Origin of the sequence: Aeromonas sp. Y293-4 (assembly GCF_027705905.1) — a bacterium.
GTDB classification, from domain to species: Bacteria; Pseudomonadota; Gammaproteobacteria; order Enterobacterales; family Aeromonadaceae; genus Aeromonas; species Aeromonas veronii.
In genome coordinates, this window is the sequence record NZ_JAPDCI010000001.1 from 313275 (window position 1) to 337200 (window position 23926).

Below are 23926 nucleotides of genomic sequence, written 5' to 3' on the forward strand. Positions count from 1 at the left end.
CCAACCAACCAACCAACCAACCAACCAACCAACCAACCAACCAACCAACCAACCAACCAACCAACCAACCAACCAACTCGCCCCAGCCAATCCGCTATCAACATCCCAACCTGTCACTCTGTATTGATGGGCCCCTGTGATAACAAGAGCACGCTCCATCACCTCCTATCCCCTACCCGCAACGAATTACCCTGACGGGCAGATGTGAGCAGTCAACGCCATCTCAAGAGCTAAAGGTGTGATAAACAGGATAAGCGGAGCCTCGCTAACGCAATGCAGCAGAACTGCGACTGGCATACGTGCAGGGCCAACCGACTGGCAGAGACAGAGCAATGATAATTCGCAGAGAAAGCGGGAAAGACTGTCAGTGAAGAGAGTTGTTGCACCGGTTGCTCAACCGACACATCAGCAGTTGCCACGATGCAAAGATAAAAAAATGGCAGCCATCTGGCTGCCATTGGGAGAGCACGATTCAGCGATCAGAGGGTCGCAGCGACTTCATCGGAGATGGAGCCGTTGTGATACACCTCTTGCACATCGTCCAGATCTTCCAGCATGTCGATCAGACGCATCAGCTTGGGTGCAGTTTCTGCATCCAGCTCCGCTTCGGTGGAGGGGATCATGGTCACTTCGGCGCTCTGGGCCTTGAAGCCGGCAGCTTCCAGACCGTCCAGCACGGTACCGAAGTCGTTCGGGGTGGTGTACACCTCGATGGTGCCATCCTCTTCGGTGACCACGTCATCGGCGCCCGCTTCCAGCGCGGCATCCATCAGGGCATCTTCGTCTACGCCCACGAAAGTCAGCAGACCTTTCTTGCTGAACAGATAGGCAACGGAGCCGTCGGTACCCAGGTTGCCACCGCACTTGCTGAAGGCGTGGCGCACTTCGGCTACGGTACGGTTACGGTTATCGGTCAGGCACTCTACCATCACGGCAGAGCCAGCCGGGCCGTAACCTTCGTATACGATGGTCTCGAGCTGTTCGCCATCGCCACCACCGGCGCCACGCTGAATGGCACGGTTGATGGTGTCGCGGGTCATGTTGTTGGTCAGGGCGGCAGTCACCGCAGCACGCAGACGCGGGTTGTTGGCCGGATCGGCATCACCCAGACGCGCGGAGGTAGTGATTTCGCGGATCAGTTTGGTGAAGATCTTGCCACGCTTGGCGTCCTGAGCGGCCTTGCGGTGTTTGATGTTGGCCCATTTACTGTGACCTGCCATAGAGACTCTCCGTTATTTTTTAAATGTCAGTAACACTGATCATGACTAACCCAAGGGAAACACAGAGGCCGCACGGCGGCGGCCTCCGGTGCCGGTATCGGCTTACTCGTCGCCCTTGACGGTGGTTGCAATCGCCAGCTCACCCAGTTGGGCGGCGTTGGCAAGGCTGGGGGCGTCTGTCATCAGACAGGCGGCCGCGGTCGTTTTCGGGAAGGCGATGACGTCCCGAATGTTTTCGGTGCCGGTCAGCAGCATGCTGAGACGGTCCAGACCGAAGGCCAGACCGGCGTGCGGCGGGGTACCGTACTTCAACGCATCCAGCAGGAAGCCGAATTTCAGGCGCTGCTCGGCCGGGGTGATACCCAGGATATCGAACACGGTGGATTGCATCTCGCTGTTGTGGATACGGACAGAGCCTCCACCCACTTCGTAGCCGTTGATCACCATGTCGTAGGCGTTGGCGTAAGCACCCACAGGGTTGGCTTTCAGCTCGGCCGGGCTCATGTTGCTCGGCGCGGTGAACGGGTGGTGCATGGCGGCCAGACCACCTTCACCATCTTCCTCGAACATCGGGAAGTCGATGACCCACAGCGGTTTCCAGCTGTTCTCCAGCAGGCCCAGATCGCGACCCACTTTCAGACGCAGGGCGCCCATGGCATCGCAGACCACTTTCTTGCTGTCAGCGCCAAAGAAGATGATGTCGCCGTCGGCTGCGCCGGTACGGGCCAGGATCTCGCGCACGATGGCGTCAGAGAGGAACTTGGCAACCGGAGACTGCACGCCTTCGATACCATTGGCCGCTTCGTTGACCTTCATCCAGGCCAGGCCCTTGGCACCGTAGATGCCGACAAACTTGGTGTACTCATCGATCTGCTTGCGAGAGAGCTCGGCACCACCCGGGACTTTCAGGGCAGCCACACGGCCTTTCGGATCGTTGGCGGGGCCAGCGAACACGGCGAACTCGACAGCAGTCAGCAGATCAGCCACATCGACCAGCTCCATTGGCAGACGCAGGTCCGGCTTGTCGGAGCCGTAGCGACGCATGGCTTCGTCGAAGGTCATGATCGGGAAGTCGCCCAGATCCACGTTCAGGATGTGCAGCCACAGTTTGCGGATCATCTCTTCCATCACTTCACGCACCTGCGGCGCGGTCATGAAGGAGGTCTCCACGTCGATCTGGGTGAATTCCGGCTGGCGGTCGGCACGCAGGTCTTCGTCACGGAAGCACTTGACTATCTGGTAGTAGCGATCGAAGCCGGACATCATCAGCAACTGCTTGAACAGCTGGGGTGATTGCGGCAGAGCGTAGAACTTGCCCTTGTGCACGCGGCTCGGCACCAGATAGTCACGGGCACCTTCCGGGGTGGCCTTGGTCAGCATCGGGGTCTCGATATCGAGGAAGCCGTGCTCGTCCATGAAGCGGCGTACGAAGGCGCTGGCCTTGGCACGGGTCTTCAGGTACTTGGCCATCTCGGGACGACGCAGATCCAGGTAGCGATACTTGAGGCTGATCTCTTCGCTGTTGACCTGGTTGAAGTCCAGCGGCAGCGGCTCGGCACGGTTGATGATGTTGAGTTCGTGGGCGAACACTTCGATGGCGCCAGTGGCCATGTCGCTGTTGCGCTGGGACTCGGGACGGGTGCGCACCACGCCGGTCACCTGGATGCAGAACTCGCCGCGCAGCTCGGAGGCCAGGGCGAACGCGTCCGGCTTGTCCGGATCGAAGAACACCTGAACGATCCCTTCCCGGTCGCGCATATCGATAAAGATCAGACCGCCGAGATCACGACGACGATGAACCCAACCGCACAATGTAATGGTCTGCCCTGCATGGGCCTCATTGACCTGTCCGCAATAGATAGAGCGCATGGACTTCTTCCTTCGAAATTGTAGAGAGACGGTTAACCTTGGGCCGCCGGGCACGACTGGCAAGCACCGTCTGTCTCACAGCTGGCCAGATTCTTTTTCTTACCCGGTTTGAAATCAGTCTCGTACCATCCGGTTCCCTTGAGCCGGAAGCCTGCCGCCGATATCAGCTTGACCAGATTCGGCTTGCTACAGGCCGGACAGTCGGTCAGGGGGGCATCGGAAAGCTTTTGCAGTTTTGCCAATTCATGGCCACAGACGTCGCAACGATATTCGTAGATAGGCATGGGTCACAAGAAATTGAAAAACAAAAGGGCTAGCATTATAGAGGAAAACCCCCTTTTGGGTAAAATGGCCAGCAGCCTCCTTTCGCCAGTTTTTTGCACTCGATGGCAAAAAGCGGGCAAAAAATCGGCACGAATGCACCAAGAGCGAAGAGAATAGCCACCATGAGCCTCTATTTGGGCCTGCCACAGTGGTCCCACCCCAGCTGGCCCGGCCAGTTGCTGGGCCTTGGCGCCAAGCCTGCCGAACACCTCGCCCACTACGCGACCGTCTTCAACTCGGTGGAGGGTAACACCACCTTCTACGCCCTGCCGACACAGGACACGGTACAGCGCTGGGCCGATGCGGTGCCTAATCACTTTCGTTTCAACTTCAAGTTTCCGCAAACCATCAGCCACCAAAGCGATCTGGTGAGCGCAGACAAGCAAGTCGCCGACTTTATTCGTCTGCTCGCGCCACTACACGACAAGCTGGGGCTGCTCACTCTGCAGTTGCCCGCCCGTTTCGGGCCACAGGGGCTGGCCAGACTGGCGGCCTTTATCGAGCGGCTGCCGCGGGAGTTTCGCTACGCCATTGAAGTGCGTCACCCTGAGTTCTTCGCCAAGGGGGAGGCCGAGCGGGCATTGAACCGACTGCTGATGGAACAGGGTGTGAACCGGGTGATGCTCGACAGCCGGCCACTATTCTCGGTGCCAGCAACCACGCCAGCCCTTGTCGATGCCCAGGGCAAGAAACCGCGCCTGCCGGTGCATCTGCTGGTCACCGCCCACGCTCCCATGGTGCGCTTTATCGGCCTGCCGGATCCGGCGGCCAATCACCCCTTCCTGCCCAACTGGCTCCCCCACTGGCACCAGTGGCTTTCCGAGGGCAAGGACCTCTACCTCTATATACATACTGCCGACAACGCCCAGGCACCTGAGCTGGCCCGCCAGATCACCCGCTTGCTGGAGCAGGAGATGGCCCCCTGGCCGGGGGAAAACGATCGCGCACGGCAGGGAGTGCTGCGCTTTTAGCCAACCCATTCTGCGGCCATCGTTTCGCTGCAAAAAAAGTGCTTTTTTGTGGCGTGGCAAGCCCTGGCGTCAAGACAAACGGCCATCAATCCTCTACACTACCGCCCCAAGTAAGGGTCCGGAACATGGCCCGTACGAACAGGAACGGTCCAAAGGATTTCACGACCAGCCACCCCGTTCGTAAACAGGTGATAAATCTACTCTGATGGGTGTCACCCAACGACTCAATTGAACAATACAGCCGGGTGATGTCCCGACTGTCAGGTTGCGCCAGCATGCATACCAAAGATCAAATTTTTGCCGCCCCGATCGCCCGATTGGGTGACTTCTGTTTTGACGAACAGGTCGTCGACGTGTTTCCCGATATGATCCAGCGCTCGGTGCCGGGTTACAGTAACATCATCTCTGCCATCGGCATGATGGCCGCCCGCTACGCCCAACCCGAGAGCCGACTCTATGATCTCGGCTGCTCACTGGGCGCCGCGACCCAGGCGATGCGTCGCCATGTCAGCCAGCCCGGCTGCCGCATCACCGCGGTGGATCTCTCCCACCCGATGATTGAGCGCGCCCGCGCCCACCTCTCCGGTTTCAAATCCGAGGTGCCGGTGGAGCTGGTGGAAGCAGATATCTGCGACATCGAGATCGAGAACGCCTCCGTGGTGGTGCTCAATTTCACCCTGCAATTTGTCGAGCCAGAGAAACGGGCCGCCCTGATCCAGCGCATTCACGATGGTCTGCGCCCGGGCGGGATCCTGATCCTGAGCGAAAAGTTTCGCTTCGAAGATGAACCGGTCAACGAGCTGCTGATCGATCTGCATCTCGACTTCAAGCGGGCCAATGGCTACAGCGAGCTGGAGATCAGCCAGAAACGCACTGCCCTTGAGAACGTGATGCGCACCGACAGCCTGCCGGTGCATCAGGCCCGTCTGCGGGATGCCGGTTTCGTCCATCAGGATCTCTGGTTCCAGTGCTTCAACTTCGGCTCCATGATTGCCATCAAATCCAGCGACGCCCAGCCATGATCGACTTTGCCAATTTCTATCAACTGATTGCCAAAAACCGGCTGAGCCACTGGCTGCATACCCTGCCCGCCCAGCTGCACGCCTGGCAACATGACAACCAGCATGGCGACCTGCCGCGCTGGAATCGCGCCCTCAACAAGCTGCCGCAGGTGGCTCCCGGCAACGTCGAGCTGAAAAGCCGGGTCGAGATTGGCTCGGCCGAGAGCCTTGGCGAAGGTGAACGCAAGAAGGTCGAGAGCCTGCTGCGTCACTTCATGCCCTGGCGCAAGGGGCCGTTCACCGTACACGGCATCCACATCGATACCGAGTGGCGCTCTGACTGGAAGTGGGATCGGGTGCTGCCCCATATCAGCCCGCTCGAAGGCCGTTACGTGCTGGATGTGGGCTGCGGCAGCGGTTACCACCTCTGGCGCATGGTGGGTGAAGGGGCTCGGCTTGCAGTCGGCATCGACCCGAGCCCGCTGTTCCTCTGCCAGTTCGAGGCCATTCGCCACTTCGCGGGCAATGATCAGCGCGCCCACCTGTTGCCGCTCGGCATTCAGGAGCTGCCGGAGCTGCGTGCCTTTGACACCGTCTTCTCCATGGGGGTGCTCTATCACCGCAAATCCCCCATCGAGCACATCGAGCAGTTGCGCAATCAATTGAAAGATGATGGCGAGCTGGTACTGGAGACGCTGGTGATTGATGGCGGGGTCAACGACGTGCTGATGCCCACCGATCGTTACGGCAAGATGCGCAACGTCTGGTTTATTCCCTCAAGCCGCGCCCTCAAGCTGTGGGTCGAGCGCTGCGGCTTCACCGACGTGCGGATAGTAGACGAGAATATGACCAGCACCGACGAACAGCGTCGTACCGACTGGATGATTAATGAATCCCTGAGTGACTATCTGGATCCAGACAATCCGGCACTCACGGTAGAAGGACACCCGGCGCCGAAACGTGCCGTACTGATTGCCCGCAAGGCCAAAGACTAGCCGATGGCGATTCAGGAAGTTACACTGACCCAATTCCAGGAAGCACAGTTAAATGAATGACATGAAAAGCAAATTAAAAGGAATGACCCTGCTCTCCCTGCTTAGTCTCGGCGGGTGTGTCAATATGGAAAAAGCGCCTCAGGTCCCTGCTCTGACGCTGGCCGAGCTTCGTAGCGAGCTGAGCCAGAGCGAGCAACGCCTGCAAACATCCATGGAACAGCAACAGAAGCAGTATGTGCAGCAACAGCACCTGCTGGTTCAGCTCAACACAGATGTCACCAATATGAAAGAGTCCGTCAAGCAAGTAGACCACAAGCTCGCCACCCTCCCCTCCGAGCCGCCCAAGCCGATGGCCATCCCCACCGAGAAGTGCCCGGCCCCCAATCAGGGTCACACCATCGATGGCAAGCTGATGGTCGGTGAAGCCGAGTGGATCTGGGTTGATGCGGCCAACGACGCCTTCCAGGCGCGGGTCGATACCGGTGCGACCACCTCCTCCATCAGTGCGCAGGAGATCACCATTTTCGAGCGCAACGGCAAAAACTGGGTGCGCTTCTTCCTGAGCCATCAGGAAGTAGACGACAAGATCCAGATCGAAGCGCCGCTGGTACGCCATGTACGGGTGCGTCAGGCCTCTGCCGACGATCTGGACCGCCGTCCGGTAGTGCGTCTGGCCGTGCGCATTGGCGACATGACCGAGAAAGCCGAATTTACCCTGAAAGACCGTAGCGACATGACCTTCCCTGTGCTGCTGGGTCGCGAATTTTTGAAAGACATCGCCGTGGTTGATGTGGCCCGCGAATATATCCAACCCAAACCCAAGCTCAAGGATGTGAAATAATCCATGGTTTCCCGTAAGCCGTTCTATTTGCTGGTAGCCCTGCTGTACATTGTCGGCCTGGGGATGACGATCTATCACCATATCGCGTTGGATGTGCCGCTGACGCCCGGTGAAAAGCGCCAGATCTGGTCCATCGAAGCCAAGCTGGAGTTTGAGGCGACCGGTGAGCCGGTGATCGCCTCCCTGGCCATTCCGGGCACCCAGCCCGGTTTCACCCTGATGAACGAGAACGCCGCCAGCCCCGGCTACGGCCTCTCCTTCGTCGAGAAAGATGGCGATGCCCGCGCCGAGTGGTCCATCCGCACCGCCTCCGGCCGTCAGGAACTCTACTACCGCGTCGACATGATGGCGGATGCCCACGCCAAACCGGCCGCCAATCCGCAGCCGCCTGCCATCGAGAAGCAGATCGAGAGTGAGCCTTATGCCACCGCGATGAAGCAGATCCTCGAGCGGGCCCAGGAGCGCTCTGCCGACGGCTACACCCTGACTCGCGAGATCATCAAAGAGATCGAGAAACAGGAGCAGAATGCCGAGCTGCTGAAAAAGCACAAGAGCCGCGCCAACCTGATCGCCGAGTTGCTCAACAATGCTGACGTCCCCACCCGCGTGGTGCATGCCCTGAATCTGGAAGATGGGCGCCGTCGTCAGGAGCTGGTGGATTACCTGCAGGTATTCAACAGCCCGACCGACTACAAGCTGTTCAACCCGCAAACCGGTGAACAGGGTCGTCCGGCCAACCTGCTGCTGTGGGAATACAACTCCGGCGCCCTGCTGGACGTGACCGGTGGTCACAACTCCCGTGTCAGCTTCTCGATGATCGAGCAAGAGCAGCCGGTGAGCGTTGCACTGGCGCAGAAGTTCGAAAAATCAGAGATGATGAACTTCTCCATCCACAGCCTGCCACTGGAAGAGCAGACCCTGTTCAAGGGCTTGCTGCTGATCCCGATCGGCGTGCTGATGGTGGTGTTCCTGCGGGTTCTGGTGGGGATCAAGACCTCAGGTACCTTTATGCCGGTGCTGATCGCGGTCGCCTTTATCCAGACCTCGCTGGTCACCGGTCTCATCGGCTTCCTGCTGATCGTCGGCACCGGTCTCATCATTCGCTCCTATCTGTCTCGGCTTAACCTGCTGCTGGTCGCCCGAATATCGGCCATCATCATCATGGTTATCTCGATGATCGGTATCTTCTCCGCGTTCGCCTTCAAGCTGGGGCTGACCGACGGTATGAAGATCACCTTCTTCCCGATGATCATCCTCTCCTGGACCATCGAACGGATGTCCATCCTGTGGGAAGAAGAGGGCCCGAAAGAGGTGTTCCGCCAGGGCGGCGGCTCTCTGCTGGTTGCCGTCATCGCCTATCTGGCCATGGATAACGAGCTCATTCGTCACCTCACCTTCAACTTCCTCGGCCTGCAGCTGGTGCTGATGGCGACCGTGCTGTTGATGGGTAACTACACCGGCTACAAGCTGAGCGAACTGAAGCGCTTCAAGCCGCTGGTGGACGAGATGAAATCTGGCGTCACCCCGGGTAAGGACAAGTAACCGATGTGGTTCTGGGAAAAATACACCACCCCGTGGAGCCTGTCCCAATCAGGCATCCTCGGCATGAACAAACGCAACCACTCCTACATCAGCCGCTACAATCCGCGCAGCCTCTATCCGCTGGTGGATGACAAGCTGCAGACCAAGCAAATTGCGCTGGATGCAGGGGTCACCGTGCCTGAGCTGATCGGTACCATCCGTGCCCAGCACGATGTGGGTCGCATCACCGAGCTGGTAAAAGATTGGCCGGGCTTCTGCATCAAGCCAGCCCGTGGCTCGGGCGGCAAGGGGATCCTGGTGATCCTGCGTCAGGAAGATGGCCTCTTCTATAAACCCAACGGCAGCGCCTCCAACGGTCAGGATCTGGAGCGCCATGTCTCCAACATTCTGGCGGGGCTCTATTCGCTTGGCGGCAAGCCCGACGTGGCACTGGTGGAAGGCCTCATCAACTTTGATGATGTGTTCGACGGCTACTCCTTCGAAGGGGTACCCGATGCCCGGGTCATCATCTTCAAGGGGTTCCCGGTGATGGCGATGATGCGCCTCTCCACCGCCGCCTCCGACGGCAAGGCGAATCTGCACCAGGGCGCCGTGGGGGTGGGTCTGTGCCTGCGTACCGGTCGTGCCCTGCGGGCGGTGCAGTTTGGCAATCCGCTGCGCCACCATCCGGATACCGGCCTCGACCTCTATGAGCTCAAGGTGCCCCACTGGGATACCCTGCTCACCCTGGCCGCCTCCTGCTACGAGATGTCGGGTCTGGGTTATATCGGTACTGACATGGTGCTGGACAAGTTCCGCGGCCCCATGCTGCTGGAGCTCAACGCCCGTCCCGGTCTTGCCATCCAGATCGCCAACGGTCGCGGCCTGGTGCCCAATCTCAAGACCATCGAGAAGCTGGGCCAGGTGAAGATGAACGTGGAGCAGCGGGTCAACTTCGCCAAAGACCACTTCGGGATCTTTGAGGAATAACCCCTCCACTTGTGAACTGAGCGCGCCTATGGCGCGCTTTTTTTATGGTTCATGTTTGTCTGTCGGCATATCCCCCATCCAGCCATAGGGGCAGCACCTCATTTCGAAACGACGAGTACGCCAGCGAACGGCAGCTTGGAATAGCGATGGAACGATGGAACGATGGAACGATGGAACGATGGAACGATGGAACGATGGAACGAGAAGAGTGTGGCCTATGTCAGGGGATGGATAAATCTCAGGTATAAAAAAACCGGCGCCAAGACGCCGGTTCTTCAAGGAGAGTGCGACCCGATTACAGGGAGTCAGCGTTCTCGGACAGGTACTTGGCAACGCCGTCCGGAGAGGCTTGCATACCTTTTTTGCCTTTTTCCCACTGAGCCGGGCACACTTCGCCGTGCTCTTCGTGGAATTGCAGGGCATCGACCATGCGCAGCATCTCGTCGATGTTGCGGCCCAGCGGCAGATCGTTGACCACCTGATGGCGAACGACACCGTTCTTGTCGATCAGGAAGGAGCCACGGAACGCCACGCCGGCTTCCGGATGCTCAACGTCATAGGCTTTGCAGATTTCGTGTTTCACGTCGGCGATCAGCGGGTACTTGACCTGACCGATACCGCCATCTTCCACTTTGGTGTTACGCCATGCATTGTGGGAGAACTGGGAATCGATGGAAACACCAATCACTTCCACGCCACGCTTCTGGAACTCTTCATAACGGTGATCGAAGGCAATCAGCTCGGACGGGCAGACGAAGGTGAAATCGAGCGGATAAAAGAAGACAACGGCAGCTTTGCCTTTGATGTGGGATGACAGGTTGAATGAATCAACGATCTCGCCATTACCCAGAACAGCTGCGGCGGTAAAATCGGGTGCGGGACGGCCTACCAATACCATATTCAATTCCTCTTTATGTGAAGTGAACAATCCGGTGAGGATTGGGCTACCTAGAGCCAAGTCCATCTAATTCAAGCGACAAACTATAGACCCGGTGGTAGATTAGTTAAATCAAATTAAATAGATAGCATTAATCGGGTTTTTCTATGCAACGTTGGCCCAGCCTCAAACAGCTGCAATATCTGGTCGCTCTCGATGAGCACAAGAACTTCAACCGCGCCGCCAAGGCCTGTCATGTCAGCCAGTCGACCCTGAGTACCGGGATCCAGACGCTGGAGGACATGATGAACCTGCAACTGGTGGAGCGGGACCACAAGAGCTTCATTATGACCCCGGTCGGCATGGAAATCGTCGAGCGCGCTCGCAATTTGCTCTCCGATGCGCGGGATCTGATGGAGCTCGGGCAACATCAGGGTGGCGTGATGCAGGGGACGGTACGTCTGGGTTGCATTCCCACCATCGCCCCCTTCTTGCTGAGCAAGCTGCTGAAAGTGTGCAGCAAAACCTATCCTGACCTCGAATTGTTGCTGCGTGAAGACACCACCAGCAATCTGCTCAAGCAGCTGGAACAGGGTCAGCTCGACTTGCTGATCCTCGCCCTGCCCATCGAGATCGGGGGATTTCACTGCAAGACCGTCGGCCAGGATCCGTTCCACATGGTGATGCCCGCCAGCATGGCGGCCGGTCTGCATACCCCGTTCGACTACAAGGAGCTGCCCAACCAGAGCATCTTCCTGCTGGAGCGGGAGCACTGCCTCACCGAGCACGCAGTGAGCGCCTGCCGCCTGCGGGACAAGAGCAAGATCAACCCGTTCGCCGCCACCAGCCTGCACACCCTGGTACAGATGGTGGAAGCGGGTCTTGGCACCACCTTCCTGCCGCAGATGGCCATCGATGCCGGCATTCTTGCCAACTCCGATCTGGTGGCCATCCCGCTGCCGGGAGAGACCTCCTATCGCGAGATTGGGCTGGTCTGGCGCCCCAGCACCACCCGGGTGCAGACCTTCTACAAGCTTGCCGAGCTGCTTAAACCGCTGATCAGCCACAACGAGTGACAACAAACGCCAGCCCTCGGGTTGGCGTTTTTCAGTTCCCCACCACATTTTTCCTCTCGGAGACTAGGTCTGGAGCCAGATCCCTGTTTATGATGGAAAAGTTGTCGCGTGCCCTCTCCTGCCGCCAGAACGATTTGGCAGGATATGGCGCTCGATAAATGTCTCGTTTGGTAGACCCGTCCGTGGAGAGAGCCCGATGTATCGCAAGCTGCTGCTATCCCTGCTGACTCTGCTGCTGGCCGCCTGCTCCAGCACGCCGGAGCCACCTCCGGCCCCCCGGCAGAGCAGTGCCTTCGATGGCTTCTACCAACAGTGGCGCGGTGTCCCTTACCGCATGGGCGGCGCCAGCCGCGCCGGGCTAGACTGCTCCGCCTTCACCCAGCTCGCCTACAGTCAAGTGCTGGGCTTCAACCTGCCAAGAACCACCGAATCTCAGGCCAGCATTGGCAAACCGGTGGATCGCTACCGGCTGCAACACGGGGATCTGGTCTTCTTCAAAACCGGCTGGCAACAGTACCATGTGGGGGTCTACACCGGTGCCGGCGAGTTTATTCACGCCTCCACCAGCAAGGGAGTGATCCGCTCCCGCCTCGACAACGTCTACTGGAACAGTCGCTACTGGCAGGCACGTCGGGTGACCCAGTAACCGCTCAAACGCCTGCTTGCGGCACAAGTTGCGTGCCGATACTCTCCGTCAATTCCTGTCGCTATGTCGGGACACACAACCCGCGCTTATAACTCAATTGGCCCCAAAGCCTGCATATCACACCATTTTGTGATAAGGTGGTGGCCAATTTTTAACACTTTCGCCTTTTTCTCATACGCTCTCTGTCCTGATTGACAACAAGCGAGGCAATAACAAGCAGCGCGCGGCGAAAGTGGAGTGTGGCGCGACACTGCCGGACGGGTGTCCCACAGCTGCAGTATCAAGGGTTAAATAGATAAGGAGATCGTGCAATGAAACAGTATCAAAGCTGGCTGGGGCAATACCTGATGAGTCGCCGTGACGGTGACCACGCCATGGCATGCGAGATGGCGAGTTCCATCTGCGAGTTCTGGCAGCAGCAGGGTGATGAAAACGAACTGGACAAGTGGCAGCAGATTTACCAGAACCATCTGGAAAAGACCACCTGATCCCGACCGTTGCCTTGCTGCCAGCCACCCGGTGTTGGCAGCAAGGCCACTCGCGACCAACCACCATCAGCCAACCCCTCTCCCCCAATTTTCCCGCTACGTTAAACCGCTACCTTCGTTCACTCGCGCTTTACCATCTTCATTTTGCTCTTGCGCACCGGCCTCTGTTCATTCCATCTCGGCAGCCATTTCCTGCGCCCAGTCGATAAAGGCCTGGATCTTGGGACACGCCCGATTGGGCAGGGTCGCCATGTAATAACGCTGCTCGCACTTGACCTCCAGCCCGGCAAAAGGGGCCACCAGCTCGTTGCGTGCCAGTCGCTTGCTCACCAGATTCTTGCGCCCCATGGCGATCCCGGCGTGATTCATGGCGGCGATGATGGCGAGATCCGAGCGATCAAAACCCATGCTCAGCTGGCATGCCTCGAGGCTGACCCCGGCGTGGCGAGCCCAGCAGCTCCATTCATCGGTATCCGAGTCAAATCCCCATGCCTGCCGATCATGGAGCAGCCGGCACAAGGACAAGTTGGCGGGATTGCCGACAAGCCCGTGCTGCTCGGCATATTCCGGGCTGCAGACCGGCAGCATGAACTCATCCATCAGCGGGTGGATGGCAAGCCGCTCCGGGCTCTTCTCATCGAAATAGAGGGTCAAATCGATGCCATAACCATGCAGGTTGATGCTCTCGTTACCGGTGATGATATTGAGCTCGATCTGCGGATGCAGGCGGGAGAAATCCGCCAACCTGGGCACCAGCCAGCACTGGGCGATGGAGGGACGCGAATAGATGGTCAGGGTACCGGAGAGCTCCTGATTCTTGATCTCCAGGATCTCCTGATTGATGAACTCCAGCGAGGATTTGAGCGCCCAGAACACCCGCTGCCCATCCGTCGTCAGTACCACCTTGCGGTGAAAACGCTCAAAGAGCTTGAACCCCAGCTCCTCTTCCAGTGCGCTGATCCGGTGACTCACGGCACTGGGACTCAGCGACAGCTCATCAGCTGCCATGGCAAAGGATCCGTGGCGGGCGGCCGCCTCGAAGGTGTGCAGCTTGGCCAGCTGGTAGCCACTCAGCAGCTTGTTGCGCGATATGTAATTATCCCCGTTATACATTCATCCCCCTCTTCGCAATGGCCACCGATGATACACCCACAGGCCACCTTCAGGATGAAGTCAAAAGACCCAAAGAATGTGATTTAGATAAATTGCGACCAATGTAGCACCTTTGCATCACCTCATCTCACCCAAGTGGTCGATTTCATCATTTGTCAGCCCCGCCTCATTTTCATTCAATAAGCGCATAAACAATCACACACAACAGATGTCGAGGCGCAGTATGAGTTCAGAGGTATGGGTCATCGCTACCTTGCTAAGTAGCATCGTTCTTATCGTGGTTACCATAGTGAAGGGCAAGGTGCATCCTTTCCTCGCTCTGCTGCTGGCGAGCTTCTATGTCGGCACCCTGATGGGGATGAACCCGGTCAACATGGTCAGTGCCATGGAATCGGGCATTGGTGGCACCCTCGGTTTTCTCGCCGCCGTCATTGGTCTTGGCACCATACTCGGCAAGATGATGGAGGTGTCAGGGGCTGCAGAGCGCATCGGTCTCGCCCTGCAGAGATGCCGCTGGCTCTCGCCTCAGGTCATCATGGTACTGGTGGGTCTGGTGTGCGGCATCACCCTCTTTGTCGAAGTGGGGGTAGTGCTGCTGATCCCGCTCGCCTTCTCCATCGCCCGCAAGACCAGAACCTCGCTGCTGACCCTGGCCATTCCGCTCTGCACCTCCCTGATGGCCGTGCACTGCATAGTGCCGCCCCACCCTGCTGCCCTCTATGTCACCAATCAGCTGGGCGCCGATGTGGGTTCTGTCATCGTCTATGGTCTGGCGGTCGGCCTCTTTGCCTCGCTTATCGGCGGCCCCCTGTTCCTCAAACTGCTGGGCAACCGGCTCCCTTTCAAGGAGGTGCCAGCCGCCTTTGCCGACATCAAGGCCCGCGATGAGGCAACTCTCCCGACCTTAAGCGCCTCGCTCTTTACCGTGCTGCTGCCCATCCTGCTGATGCTGGCCAAGACGGTCGCCGAGCTCAATATGGAGCACGCCAGCCACCTCTACACCGTGCTGGAGTTTATCGGCAACCCCATCACCGCCATGTTTATCGCCGCCTTCACCGCCTACTACTTGCTGGGGATCCGCCAGCAGATGAAGATGGAAGGGCTGCTCAACAAGACCGAGGAGTGCTTCTCCTCCATCGCCAATATCCTGCTCATCATCGGGGCGGGTGGCGCCTTCAACGGCGTGCTCAAAACCAGCGGGCTGGGCGACTCTCTGGCCACTATCCTCTCACAGTTGGATATGCACCCGATTCTGCTCGCCTGGCTGGTGGCTATCGTGCTGCACGCCGCCGTGGGCTCCGCCACCGTCGCCATGATGGGCGCCACCGCCATCGTCTCCCCCATCATGGCGCACTACCCGGATATCAGCCCGGAGATCATGACCCTGGCCATCGGCTCCGGTGCCATTGGCTGCACCATGGTGACTGACTCTCTATTCTGGCTGGTCAAACAGTATTGCGGCGCCACCCTGAACGAAACGCTCAAGTACTACACCACAGCCACCTTGGTCGCCTCCCTGATGGCGCTGGCCGGTACTTTCCTGCTCTCCTTTATCGTGTAACAAGACCGAGAACACTATGAAAAACATCGACGTCCAACAGCTCACAGCGCAATTTCCACTAGTGCAATCCCTGATCGAGCTTGAGCCAGTCACCTGGTTCAACCCCAACACCACCACTCTGGCTGCCGGTCTGCCCTATGTGGGGCTCGATAACAACAATGTGGCGGACGCTTCCGCTCGGCTGGCCCGCTTCGCCCCCTACATGTGCGAAGCCTTCCCCGAGACCCGCGCCAGCAACGGTATTCTGGAGTCCGAGATCGCCGCTATTCCGGCGATGCAGGCCACGCTCAACCAGTGCTACGGGGTTGAGGTCACCGGTCGACTGCTGCTGAAAAAAGATAGTCACCTGCCCATCTCCGGCTCCATCAAGGCGCGAGGCGGTATCTACGAGGTGCTGACTCACGCCGAACAGTTGGCGATCAAGGCGGGACTGCTCTGCGAAGAGGATGACTACCGAAAACTGTTCAGCGACGAGTTTCGCCAGTTCTTCAGCCAGTACAGCATCGCAGTGGGCTCCACCGGCAACCTTGGCATGTCCATCGGCATCATGAGCGCCAAGCTCGGCTTTACCGTCACCGTCCACATGTCAGCCGATGCGCGGGAGTGGAAGAAGCGCAAGCTGCGTGAACACGGCGTCATCGTGGTCGAATATGTCGAAGATTACGGGGTGGCGGTGGAGCAGGGGCGCAAAGAGGCCGAGCGCGATCCCAACTGCTTCTTTATAGACGACGAGAACTCCCGCACCCTGTTCCTCGGCTACTCGGTGGCGGGCGAGCGGGTGAAAACGCAGTTCGACCAGATGGGCATCAAGGTGGATGCCGACCACCCGCTGTTTGTCTACCTGCCCTGCGGCGTGGGTGGCGGCCCGGGCGGCGTGGCCTTTGGTCTCAAGCTCGCGTTCGGAGACAACGTCCACTGCTTCTTCGCCGAGCCCACTCACTCCCCCTGCATGCTGCTGGGGGTCCACACCGGATTGCACGATGCCATTGCGGTGCAGGATATGGGCATTGACAACCTCACCGCAGCCGACGGCCTCGCAGTAGGTCGCGCCTCCGGCTTCGTCGGCCGCGCCATGGAGCGGCTGCTGGCGGGCTTCTACACCCTGAGCGATCAGGAGATGTATGACCTGCTGGGACTGCTGGCGCGCGATGAGCAGATCACACTCGAGCCCTCCGCTCTGGCTGGTATGGCTGGCCCGTGGCGGGTGGCAGCCAATCCCGAGTGGCTCACCGTGCGCGGTTTCGATGCCGCAACCATGGCACAGGCCACCCATCTTGTGTGGGCCACCGGCGGTGGCATGGTGCCCGCCGAAGAGATGGCAAAGTACCTGGCCAGCGCCAAGATCTAGGCTTTTTTGCCACTTTTATCTGCAAATCAACCCGCCATCACGGCGGGTTTTCTGTTTTGGGAACAAGGGGATGGGGCAGTTCTGTCGCAATCCATGGCGACAATTTCCCCAAGTTGGTCAGTTTGTGCTAAAATGGCGCTCATTTTTTGACATCTCGCGTCACGTTCGCCGCCAGATTGCCCATCGGGCTCTCTGCCCGGGTCGTGAATTTGCACCATCATGCCTGATGATGTTCCCCCCAAGATGAGCCGACAGGCTCCCGTCACGGTGGGCACCCTCAAGGGCACATGAGATAAGGAGATCGGGTAATGAAACAATATCAAAGCTGGCTGGGAGATTATCTGATGAGTCGACGTGACGGAGATCACGCGATGGCTTCGGAACTTGCCAACACCATCTGCGCCTTCTGGAAGGCCCAGGGTGATGAAGCAGAAACCAGCAAATGGCAGCAACGCTATCAGCAACACGTAGAGCAGGCGCAATAAGCCCCTTCACTCTTTCGCGATAAAAAAACCGGCGCACATGGCGCCGGTTTTGCGTTTCTGGCAAGCAGCAGATTACATCTGGTCGATCATGTCCTGAGCAAACTGGGAGCAGGAGCGCAGGGTGGCCCCTTCCATCAGACGCTCGAAGTCATAGGTGACGGTCTTGTTGCGGATCGCCGCTTCCATCCCCTTGATGATGAGATCGGCCGCTTCGACCCAACCCATGTGGCGCAGCATCATCTCGGCGGAGAGGATCAGGGAGCCCGGGTTGACCTTGTCCTGTCCGGCATACTTCGGTGCAGTGCCGTGGGTCGCCTCGAACAGAGCTACGCCGTCACCAATGTTGGCACCCGGTGCGATACCGATACCGCCCACCTGAGCAGCCAGCGCATCGGAGATATAGTCGCCGTTGAGGTTCATACAGGCGATGACGTCATACTCGGCCGGACGCAGCAGGATCTGCTGCAGGAAGGCATCGGCGATGACATCCTTGATGACGATGGTCTTGCCGGTTTTCGGGTTCTTGAAGGAGCACCAGGGGCCGCCGTCAATCAGCTGGGCACCGTACTCGTTCTGGGCCAGAGCATAACCCCAATCCTTGAAGGCACCTTCGGTGAACTTCATGATGTTGCCCTTGTGCACCAGAGTCACGGAGTCGCGATCGTTGTCGATGGCATACTCGATGGCGGCACGCACCAGACGCTCGGTACCAGCCTTGGACATCGGCTTGATGCCGATACCGCAGGACTCCGGGAAGCGAATTTTCTTCACGCCCATCTCGTTTTGCAGGAAGGCGATCACCTTGTTTGCTTCGGCGCTGTCGGCCTTCCACTCGATACCGGCGTAGATGTCTTCGGCGTTTTCGCGGAAGATCACCATGTCGGTCAGATCAGGACGTTTCACCGGGCTCGGGGTGCCGTCGTAGTAACGCACCGGACGCAGGCAGATGTAGAGATCCAGCTCCTGACGCAGGGCTACGTTGAGGGAGCGAATACCGCCACCGACCGGCGTGGTCAGCGGGCCCTTGATGGCCACGCAATATTCACGAATGAAATCCAGGGTTTCGGCCGGCAGCCAGGCACCTTCGCCATAGACATGAGTCGATTTCTCGCCGGTATAGATCTCCATCCAGGCGATCTTGCGCTCGCCCTTGTAGGCTTTCTCGACCGCAGCATTCACCACATTCAACATGGCCGGGGTTACGTCAACACCGATGCCATCCCCTTCGATAAACGGAATGATCGGATGGTTGGGAACCTGCAGCTTGCCGCTGGCGTCGACTGTGATTTTCTGGCCCTGGGTCGGGATAACTACTTTGCTTTCCATCGGCATCTCCTAACTTCCGTTTGTTATCAACTTGTTTGTTGCGCGCGGCCATCTTAGCCCATTCATTTTCATAATAAAACGACAAGAAAGCATGTCAGACCAAAGAGGTAGCCACCCGCCAGTGCGCCGTCACCACGCCTTCCCGACACAGCCCCGTTATCCCTCCAGCTCGCTGGCCGCCGCCTGCGGCTGACTCAGGGAACGATACTGGGAAGGGGTCAAACCGGTCTTCTGTTTGAACACCCGGCAGAAGTAGTTCACGTCACTGTAACCGCAACGACTGGCCACCTCTTCAAGACGAAAGCGGTACTTTTTCAGCATGAATTTGGCCCGATCGATCCGCACCCAGCTGATGTAATCGGCAAGGCGCATATGACCCTGCTCGCGGAACAGGTGGGAGAGATGGCTGGCCGAGACGTTGAAACGATGGGCGATGGAGTCACGGGTGATGGAGCGGTGAAAGTTCTCCTGGATATAGATGCAGATCCCGTGAAAGAGCTCTGCCCCCCGTGGCCGATCCGTGGCGGACTCCAGCAACAGCTGACGGGCACTCGCCAGCAGGGCCTGCAGCAGGTGATCATCGGTGGGGGAGCGACCGGGATCCTCGGTCAGTACGTTCAGCGCCGCCAAAATGTGTTCGATCACATGGCCCGCCCGCGCCATGATGCTGTGCTTTTGCACATCGAAAAAGTCCGGATCTTCACGGCGCTTGCTCACCAGACTGAACCCCAGCTGGCGTTTGCCAAACAGCAGGCTCAGCACCGAGCAGTCGGTGGTCCAGAGCGGCTTGTTCCAGCCGTTGGGAGGGATATAGAGCGCCTGTCCCGGCAATACACTGATCTCTCTGACCCCCTCCTCCCTGTCCCAAATTTGGTTGAGATACTCGCCGCTAAAGACCAGCTCGAGGCGGGGAAAGTTGACCTGATAGCTGAAACTGGGGGGCACCCCCTGTTCACTGGCAAACCAGATTTGGTCAAATGGAACCTGTTCGCTCAGGGCTCCGTCGAGCAGTTGGCTGAAGATGAGAGACATGGTGATCCTGATCAAGAGAGAGGCAAGCGGTTGCGGCGCGCACGACCGCCCATGTTATAGTCCGGTCCACAGCAGTAATGCCACCCTTTTCTGCACCCGATTTTCTTCAAACTAGACGAGGCGTCCCTTATGAGCAGTAGCGATCTGCCCTCCTTTCTGTTGATGCAAAACCCGATTCAAGGCTATGACTGGGGCAGTCATGACTCCCTCACCACCCTGTTTGGCATTCCCAACCCGCAAGGCAAACCCCAGGCCGAGCTCTGGATGGGCGCCCATCCCAACGGCTGCTCCGAGGTGACGCTGGCGGGCAGTGTGCAAAAGCTCTCTTCGGTGATCGACAGGGCTCCGGCCGCCGCGCTGGGTGAGGCCACCTTCGCCCGTTTTGGCAGCCTGCCGTTCCTGTTCAAGGTGTTGTGTGCCGAGAAGGCTCTCTCCATTCAGGTGCACCCGAGCAAGGCTCAGGCTGAAGCGGGCTTTGCCAAAGAGGAGGCCGCAGGCATCGATATCAAGGCGAGCAATCGCAACTACAAGGACCCGAACCATAAGCCGGAGCTGGTTTTTGCCCTCACCCCCTATCAGGCGATGAACGGCTTTCGCGCCATTCCCGCCATTCTGGCACTGTTCGAGCGGGTCAATCTGGCGGCCATCGCCGATCTGACCGCAGCCCTTGCCGCCAGCCAGAACGAAGCGGGCCTGCAGCACTTCTTCCACCAGTTGCTGGTACTGGAAGGGGCGCGCAAGGAAGAGGCGCTTGCAGGGCTGCTGACCTATGCCGCCGCCCATCAGGATGAGGAGACGTTTGCCCTCATCACCAATCTGGCGGCCCAGTACCCGGGCGACGTCGGCCTCTTCTCGCCGCTGCTGCTGAACGTGGTGACGCTTGAGCCAGGTCAGGCGATGTTCCTCGATGCCTGTACCCCGCACGCCTACGTGCGCGGCACGGGTCTCGAGATCATGGCCAACTCCGACAACGTGCTGCGCGCCGGCCTCACCCCCAAATACATCGATGTGGCAGAACTGCTGGACTGCACCCGCTGCCTGGCCAAGCCGGATGACCAGATCCTGCTTGCTCCCCATGTTGAAGGATCGGTGCAGCACTTCGAGGTACCGGTACCTGACTTCACCTTCAGCGTCTACCCGGCTGGCGAGCATCAGCTCACCACTGCCAGCGCCGAGATCCTGTTTGCCATCGATGACACAGTGACCCTCAAGCAGGGCGAACAGTCACTGCGTCTGGAAAAGGGGCAATCAGCCTTTATTCCTGCAGCGACTGGCAGTTATCAACTGCTGGCCGAAGGGCGGGTCGCCCGCGCCGGCAACCGCTGCTAATCAGCATAAGAGCCGACTCTTGTTGGAGGGGGAATATGCCTCCCCCTCCCAACAGAGCAATATGACCTACCCGTCAAGTCCGTCTGTATCTCTACTGCTCTCTTATGCCTACCTTCCTTCAGGCATCTCGCTCTGAAGTCCATCCCTGAATGCATCCTGCCCACAACCAGCTCCACAGGTTTGTCGCCCAAGCTTGGCGCTCCCCTGATGCAGATGGCTTGGTCTGCTGGAACGAAGAAATTTCCAGCCTGCACAAGCAACGGCGACACTCTGAGTATCCGGCTAAAATGGAGGAAATAAAAATAACAACTCTATCCTCTACTATTTTCACCCCCTGATGAAAACTAAAACAGCACATAGATGCATCGCCATTAAACCTTTCCCCAGCCATCATCATTCGGTCTGGAAACATTTAGCAAACGTAGTCATACAGAACCATTAATAATGCAAACGAAAGGAATCTCTTTTGAATTTTCGAGATGCGGCCCTATTTTCTAGTCGTTCTATAATTTAATTCCAAGCAGATCATTCGTTCTTTGTCGAAAATAACAACTTAATAAAAACAATAAGGCTATGATATATAGCGCCTTTTCTTTTACGCCACACCTTCAGTTGACGTAATCCGTAAAAAAGCCAGGCCGCATGAAATGATAATTTAATCAATTTAAAAGCAGGGTAATGAGAGATTTGATATTTATTTTTTGATATGCCAGCCAAACCTCATTGCAGTAAAGAAATAGACCTTAAATACCCTCTGTGATTAAGATCTCTTTTATTTGATTTATTTTTAAGGTATCACATCCATTCGCCGATATAAATTTCACACAAAGATCCGCTGACAAAAATAGATAAAAGAGGATATATGCTGACAAAAATGACAATTGGGCAAAAGCTGACCATGGCGTTTACCACTCTCGCTTTGTTGATGCTGGGTTTTGCCTGGTTTGCCACTTTACAACTCTCCAATATTTACCGTGACGCCAGTGAGGTCAGCGACAATATCGTTCCCTCCATCCGGGCATCCAGCCAGATGCATGTGTCCTTGCTGGACGCTCGTCGTGCCGAACTGAACATGGTGATAGATGCACTGAGCAAGGATCCCGACTCCCTCAACAGCAGCACACAGTCTTTCGAAGCGGCAAAGAGTCAGTATATGGCCGCCGAGCAACGGTATGGATCAATGCCTTTTGTGTCGGAGCGAGATCGCAACATGTTTGCAGAGCTGAAAACTGCAGCAGCCAAATATTTTTCAGCCCATGGTGACTTGGAAACAGCCATACGGCAGGGAGATATTGCCAAGGTGCAGTCGCTGATCAAAAACGAATCTCGCGCAGCCCTCGAGCAGGCAGGACAGGATGGTCTGGAGCTTCGCAAGGAGAACGATCGGGTCGCCAACCTGCTGACCAAGCAGAGTGAGGCCTCCTATGAACGGGCAAAACTGCTGAGCACTACAGTCGGTGCGCTAACCTTGCTGTTCGTCGTTATTGTGGCCTGGCTGCTGATCCGGCAGATCAGAAATCCTGTGATGACCCTGCTGGAGCAGACACGCCAGGTGGCGGCAGGCAACCTCACCAGCCAACTCGACATGAAGCAATTCTCCCATGACGAACTGGGTAAGCTGGCTCAAGGGTTCAACGAGATGCAATCCAATCTGCGCATGCTGGTCAACGAGGTTTCCGGCTCGGTAGTGCAGTTGGGTGCGGCCGCCGAAGAGATCAGCGCGGTGGCACAGCAATCAGCCAACAACATGGGCGCCCAGCAACATGAGCTCAATCAGCTGGCCACAGCCATGAACGAGATGCAAGCCACGGTACAGGAGGTGGCCCGCAACACCAACGACGCCGCCAGCGCAGCAACGTCAGCCAGCGACACAGCCGCACAAGGCAATGAAACCGTCAATGACTCAATCGGCAGGATTGAAAAGGTGGCTACAGCCATCGAAGAGACTGCTCTGGTGATCCGCCAGCTGGGTGATGACAGCCGAAATATCGGCATGGTGCTTGAAGTCATTCAGGGGATTGCCGAGCAAACCAACCTGCTGGCACTGAATGCGGCAATCGAGGCAGCCCGAGCCGGTGAACAAGGTCGTGGTTTCGCCGTGGTTGCAGATGAAGTCCGCACTCTGGCCAAACGAACCCAAGACTCCACTTCCCAGATCAACCACATCATCTCCGAACTGCAGCAGCGTGCTAACGAAGCGGGCGTCACCATGCAACAGAGTCAGGATATGATGTCCGAGACGGTCCATACTGCTCGCGAAGCGGGAGCCTCTATTGCTGAAATAAGTAGCTCGGTTAACAGTATCTCCCACATGAATATTCAGATTGCCACCGCAACTGAAGAGCAGGGGGCGGTAAGCGAGGAGCTCAATCGCAATGTAGTCAACATCAGCAATGCCTCGGAAGAAGTGGCGACCGGCGCCAAACAAATGGCTCAGGCTTGCAACGACCTCAACCTGTTGGCAACACAACTGCAGGAGGTTGTACGCAAGTTTCGGACATAACGCCCGATTCTCCTCCCCTCATTAATCAGCTCAATAAGGCTGAAGCACTAAACAGCCCGCCATTCATAATAGTGGCGGGCTTTGTCAAATAAGGAACCATACAAAACCCGAAGACACCAATGCTGCACATAACAAGTGAGCAGTGGATGGATTGACTCACATCAAGAGCTGCCCTCTCTCTTTCTGATTGTTATCTCAACGCGTTTTGCCAGCACCTTCACATTTTCCGCCCTCAAAACAGCACACAAATCTCCATACCTCCGAAGACGAAACCTTTTCGTTGCTCTCATACAAGTAGCAAGACGCACTCACAATTAATTGTTTTTATTTAAAAAAATAAAAGAATCGGTATGAATTGGCTTTCATGATGATATGCGAGCTGGGTCACATGGCGACTTGCACAGCACAAA

Annotated in this window: 21 protein-coding genes; 14 read left to right on the forward strand and 7 right to left on the reverse strand. The window is 57.5% G+C overall.

The window, feature by feature from the left end; all coding sequences use genetic code 11:
• Positions 1-479: 479 nt before the first annotated feature.
• The 3 genes from OKC31_RS01325 to OKC31_RS01335 form a co-directional block, all read right to left on the reverse strand.
• A complete protein-coding gene (locus OKC31_RS01325; protein ID WP_005337681.1) occupies positions 480-1220 on the reverse strand; it encodes a YebC/PmpR family DNA-binding transcriptional regulator in 741 nt (246 codons plus the stop codon).
• A 102-nt stretch (positions 1221-1322) separates the two neighbouring features.
• Positions 1323-3089 carry an aspartate--tRNA ligase gene (aspS, locus tag OKC31_RS01330; protein WP_005337684.1) on the reverse strand — a complete coding sequence of 589 codons (1767 nt, stop codon included), beginning with the start codon at positions 3087-3089 and terminating at the stop codon, positions 1323-1325.
• 32 nt (positions 3090-3121) lie between these two features.
• Complete coding sequence (locus OKC31_RS01335; RefSeq protein ID WP_005337686.1) at positions 3122-3373, reverse strand: FmdB family zinc ribbon protein; 252 nt, start codon at positions 3371-3373, stop codon at positions 3122-3124.
• 162 nt (positions 3374-3535) lie between these two features.
• Here OKC31_RS01335 and OKC31_RS01340 point away from each other — a divergent pair, with 162 nt between their 5' ends.
• From OKC31_RS01340 to OKC31_RS01365, 6 genes are all read left to right on the forward strand, one after another.
• Positions 3536-4384 (forward strand): DUF72 domain-containing protein, encoded by an 849-nt coding sequence (locus tag OKC31_RS01340; RefSeq protein ID WP_058055900.1) that lies wholly within the window; start codon positions 3536-3538, stop codon positions 4382-4384.
• A gap of 275 nt (positions 4385-4659) precedes the next feature.
• Positions 4660-5406: a carboxy-S-adenosyl-L-methionine synthase CmoA gene (gene cmoA / locus OKC31_RS01345; RefSeq protein WP_005353159.1), complete on the forward strand. Its 747-nt coding sequence runs from the start codon at positions 4660-4662 to the stop codon at positions 5404-5406.
• A complete protein-coding gene (gene cmoB, locus OKC31_RS01350) occupies positions 5403-6380 on the forward strand; it encodes a tRNA 5-methoxyuridine(34)/uridine 5-oxyacetic acid(34) synthase CmoB (RefSeq protein WP_216955578.1) in 978 nt (325 codons plus the stop codon). The genes cmoA and cmoB overlap by 4 nt, the downstream gene beginning before the upstream one ends.
• 52 nt (positions 6381-6432) lie before the next feature.
• On the forward strand, positions 6433-7221 hold the full coding sequence (locus OKC31_RS01355; RefSeq protein WP_005337698.1) for an ATP-dependent zinc protease family protein: 789 nt from the start codon (positions 6433-6435) through the stop codon (positions 7219-7221).
• A 3-nt stretch (positions 7222-7224) separates the two neighbouring features.
• Positions 7225-8763 (forward strand): inactive transglutaminase family protein, encoded by a 1539-nt coding sequence (locus OKC31_RS01360; protein ID WP_005337699.1) that lies wholly within the window; start codon positions 7225-7227, stop codon positions 8761-8763.
• Positions 8764-8766: 3 nt separating this feature from the next.
• Positions 8767-9732: an alpha-L-glutamate ligase-like protein gene (locus tag OKC31_RS01365; RefSeq protein ID WP_005337700.1), complete on the forward strand. Its 966-nt coding sequence runs from the start codon at positions 8767-8769 to the stop codon at positions 9730-9732.
• A 295-nt stretch (positions 9733-10027) separates the two neighbouring features.
• Here OKC31_RS01365 and OKC31_RS01370 read toward each other — a convergent pair whose 3' ends face one another.
• Complete coding sequence (locus OKC31_RS01370; protein WP_005337701.1) at positions 10028-10630, reverse strand: peroxiredoxin C; 603 nt, start codon at positions 10628-10630, stop codon at positions 10028-10030.
• Positions 10631-10776: 146 nt separating this feature from the next.
• Here OKC31_RS01370 and OKC31_RS01375 point away from each other — a divergent pair, with 146 nt between their 5' ends.
• From OKC31_RS01375 to OKC31_RS01385, 3 genes are all read left to right on the forward strand, one after another.
• Positions 10777-11685 carry a hydrogen peroxide-inducible genes activator gene (locus OKC31_RS01375; RefSeq protein WP_270656004.1) on the forward strand — a complete coding sequence of 303 codons (909 nt, stop codon included), beginning with the start codon at positions 10777-10779 and terminating at the stop codon, positions 11683-11685.
• A gap of 196 nt (positions 11686-11881) precedes the next feature.
• Positions 11882-12331 carry a C40 family peptidase gene (locus tag OKC31_RS01380; protein ID WP_005337703.1) on the forward strand — a complete coding sequence of 150 codons (450 nt, stop codon included), beginning with the start codon at positions 11882-11884 and terminating at the stop codon, positions 12329-12331.
• Positions 12332-12642: 311 nt separating this feature from the next.
• Positions 12643-12819 carry a hypothetical protein gene (locus tag OKC31_RS01385; RefSeq protein ID WP_005337704.1) on the forward strand — a complete coding sequence of 59 codons (177 nt, stop codon included), beginning with the start codon at positions 12643-12645 and terminating at the stop codon, positions 12817-12819.
• A 168-nt stretch (positions 12820-12987) separates the two neighbouring features.
• Here the strand turns inward: OKC31_RS01385 and dsdC are convergent, their stop codons facing one another.
• Positions 12988-13932 (reverse strand): DNA-binding transcriptional regulator DsdC, encoded by a 945-nt coding sequence (gene dsdC / locus OKC31_RS01390; RefSeq protein WP_270656005.1) that lies wholly within the window; start codon positions 13930-13932, stop codon positions 12988-12990.
• Positions 13933-14155: 223 nt separating this feature from the next.
• On the opposite strand from dsdC, the gene dsdX reads away from it, so the two are divergent.
• The 3 genes from dsdX to OKC31_RS01405 all read left to right on the forward strand — a co-directional run bounded on the left by dsdX (position 14156) and on the right by OKC31_RS01405 (position 17326).
• Positions 14156-15493, forward strand: coding sequence for a D-serine transporter DsdX (dsdX, locus tag OKC31_RS01395; protein WP_270656007.1), 1338 nt, complete (start codon positions 14156-14158; stop codon positions 15491-15493).
• 16 nt (positions 15494-15509) lie between these two features.
• Positions 15510-16841 (forward strand): D-serine ammonia-lyase, encoded by a 1332-nt coding sequence (locus OKC31_RS01400; RefSeq protein WP_270656008.1) that lies wholly within the window; start codon positions 15510-15512, stop codon positions 16839-16841.
• Between the two features lie 308 nt (positions 16842-17149).
• Complete coding sequence (locus tag OKC31_RS01405; protein ID WP_005337712.1) at positions 17150-17326, forward strand: hypothetical protein; 177 nt, start codon at positions 17150-17152, stop codon at positions 17324-17326.
• 72 nt (positions 17327-17398) lie between these two features.
• Here OKC31_RS01405 and icd read toward each other — a convergent pair whose 3' ends face one another.
• Together icd and OKC31_RS01415 are read right to left on the reverse strand one after the other, a co-directional pair.
• On the reverse strand, positions 17399-18652 hold the full coding sequence (gene icd, locus OKC31_RS01410; protein WP_033114311.1) for an NADP-dependent isocitrate dehydrogenase: 1254 nt from the start codon (positions 18650-18652) through the stop codon (positions 17399-17401).
• Positions 18653-18808: 156 nt separating this feature from the next.
• Complete coding sequence (locus OKC31_RS01415; RefSeq protein ID WP_019446640.1) at positions 18809-19684, reverse strand: helix-turn-helix transcriptional regulator; 876 nt, start codon at positions 19682-19684, stop codon at positions 18809-18811.
• Between the two features lie 129 nt (positions 19685-19813).
• Here OKC31_RS01415 and manA point away from each other — a divergent pair, with 129 nt between their 5' ends.
• Together manA and OKC31_RS01425 are read left to right on the forward strand one after the other, a co-directional pair.
• On the forward strand, positions 19814-21013 hold the full coding sequence (gene manA / locus OKC31_RS01420) for a mannose-6-phosphate isomerase, class I (RefSeq protein WP_270656010.1): 1200 nt from the start codon (positions 19814-19816) through the stop codon (positions 21011-21013).
• Positions 21014-21875: 862 nt separating this feature from the next.
• Positions 21876-23516, forward strand: a complete 1641-nt coding sequence (locus OKC31_RS01425) for a methyl-accepting chemotaxis protein (protein ID WP_201950288.1) — start codon at positions 21876-21878, stop codon at positions 23514-23516.
• Positions 23517-23926 lie beyond the last annotated feature (410 nt).

Coding starts and splice junctions, on each gene's coding strand:
- manA (WP_270656010.1), top strand. CDS start 19,814: ATGAGCAGTAGCGATCTGCCCTCCTTTCTGTTGATGCAAAACCCGATT.
- OKC31_RS01365 (WP_005337700.1), top strand. CDS start 8,767: ATGTGGTTCTGGGAAAAATACACCACCCCGTGGAGCCTGTCCCAATCA.
- cmoA (WP_005353159.1), top strand. CDS start 4,660: ATGCATACCAAAGATCAAATTTTTGCCGCCCCGATCGCCCGATTGGGT.
- OKC31_RS01415 (WP_019446640.1), bottom strand. CDS start 19,684: ATGTCTCTCATCTTCAGCCAACTGCTCGACGGAGCCCTGAGCGAACAG.
- OKC31_RS01370 (WP_005337701.1), bottom strand. CDS start 10,630: ATGGTATTGGTAGGCCGTCCCGCACCCGATTTTACCGCCGCAGCTGTT.
- OKC31_RS01355 (WP_005337698.1), top strand. CDS start 6,433: ATGAATGACATGAAAAGCAAATTAAAAGGAATGACCCTGCTCTCCCTG.
- OKC31_RS01385 (WP_005337704.1), top strand. CDS start 12,643: ATGAAACAGTATCAAAGCTGGCTGGGGCAATACCTGATGAGTCGCCGT.
- OKC31_RS01400 (WP_270656008.1), top strand. CDS start 15,510: ATGAAAAACATCGACGTCCAACAGCTCACAGCGCAATTTCCACTAGTG.
- OKC31_RS01325 (WP_005337681.1), bottom strand. CDS start 1,220: ATGGCAGGTCACAGTAAATGGGCCAACATCAAACACCGCAAGGCCGCT.
- OKC31_RS01425 (WP_201950288.1), top strand. CDS start 21,876: ATGCTGACAAAAATGACAATTGGGCAAAAGCTGACCATGGCGTTTACC.
- OKC31_RS01340 (WP_058055900.1), top strand. CDS start 3,536: ATGAGCCTCTATTTGGGCCTGCCACAGTGGTCCCACCCCAGCTGGCCC.
- OKC31_RS01360 (WP_005337699.1), top strand. CDS start 7,225: ATGGTTTCCCGTAAGCCGTTCTATTTGCTGGTAGCCCTGCTGTACATT.
- icd (WP_033114311.1), bottom strand. CDS start 18,652: ATGGAAAGCAAAGTAGTTATCCCGACCCAGGGCCAGAAAATCACAGTC.
- OKC31_RS01380 (WP_005337703.1), top strand. CDS start 11,882: ATGTATCGCAAGCTGCTGCTATCCCTGCTGACTCTGCTGCTGGCCGCC.
- OKC31_RS01375 (WP_270656004.1), top strand. CDS start 10,777: ATGCAACGTTGGCCCAGCCTCAAACAGCTGCAATATCTGGTCGCTCTC.
- OKC31_RS01335 (WP_005337686.1), bottom strand. CDS start 3,373: ATGCCTATCTACGAATATCGTTGCGACGTCTGTGGCCATGAATTGGCA.
- cmoB (WP_216955578.1), top strand. CDS start 5,403: ATGATCGACTTTGCCAATTTCTATCAACTGATTGCCAAAAACCGGCTG.
- dsdX (WP_270656007.1), top strand. CDS start 14,156: ATGAGTTCAGAGGTATGGGTCATCGCTACCTTGCTAAGTAGCATCGTT.
- dsdC (WP_270656005.1), bottom strand. CDS start 13,932: ATGTATAACGGGGATAATTACATATCGCGCAACAAGCTGCTGAGTGGC.
- aspS (WP_005337684.1), bottom strand. CDS start 3,089: ATGCGCTCTATCTATTGCGGACAGGTCAATGAGGCCCATGCAGGGCAG.
- OKC31_RS01405 (WP_005337712.1), top strand. CDS start 17,150: ATGAAACAATATCAAAGCTGGCTGGGAGATTATCTGATGAGTCGACGT.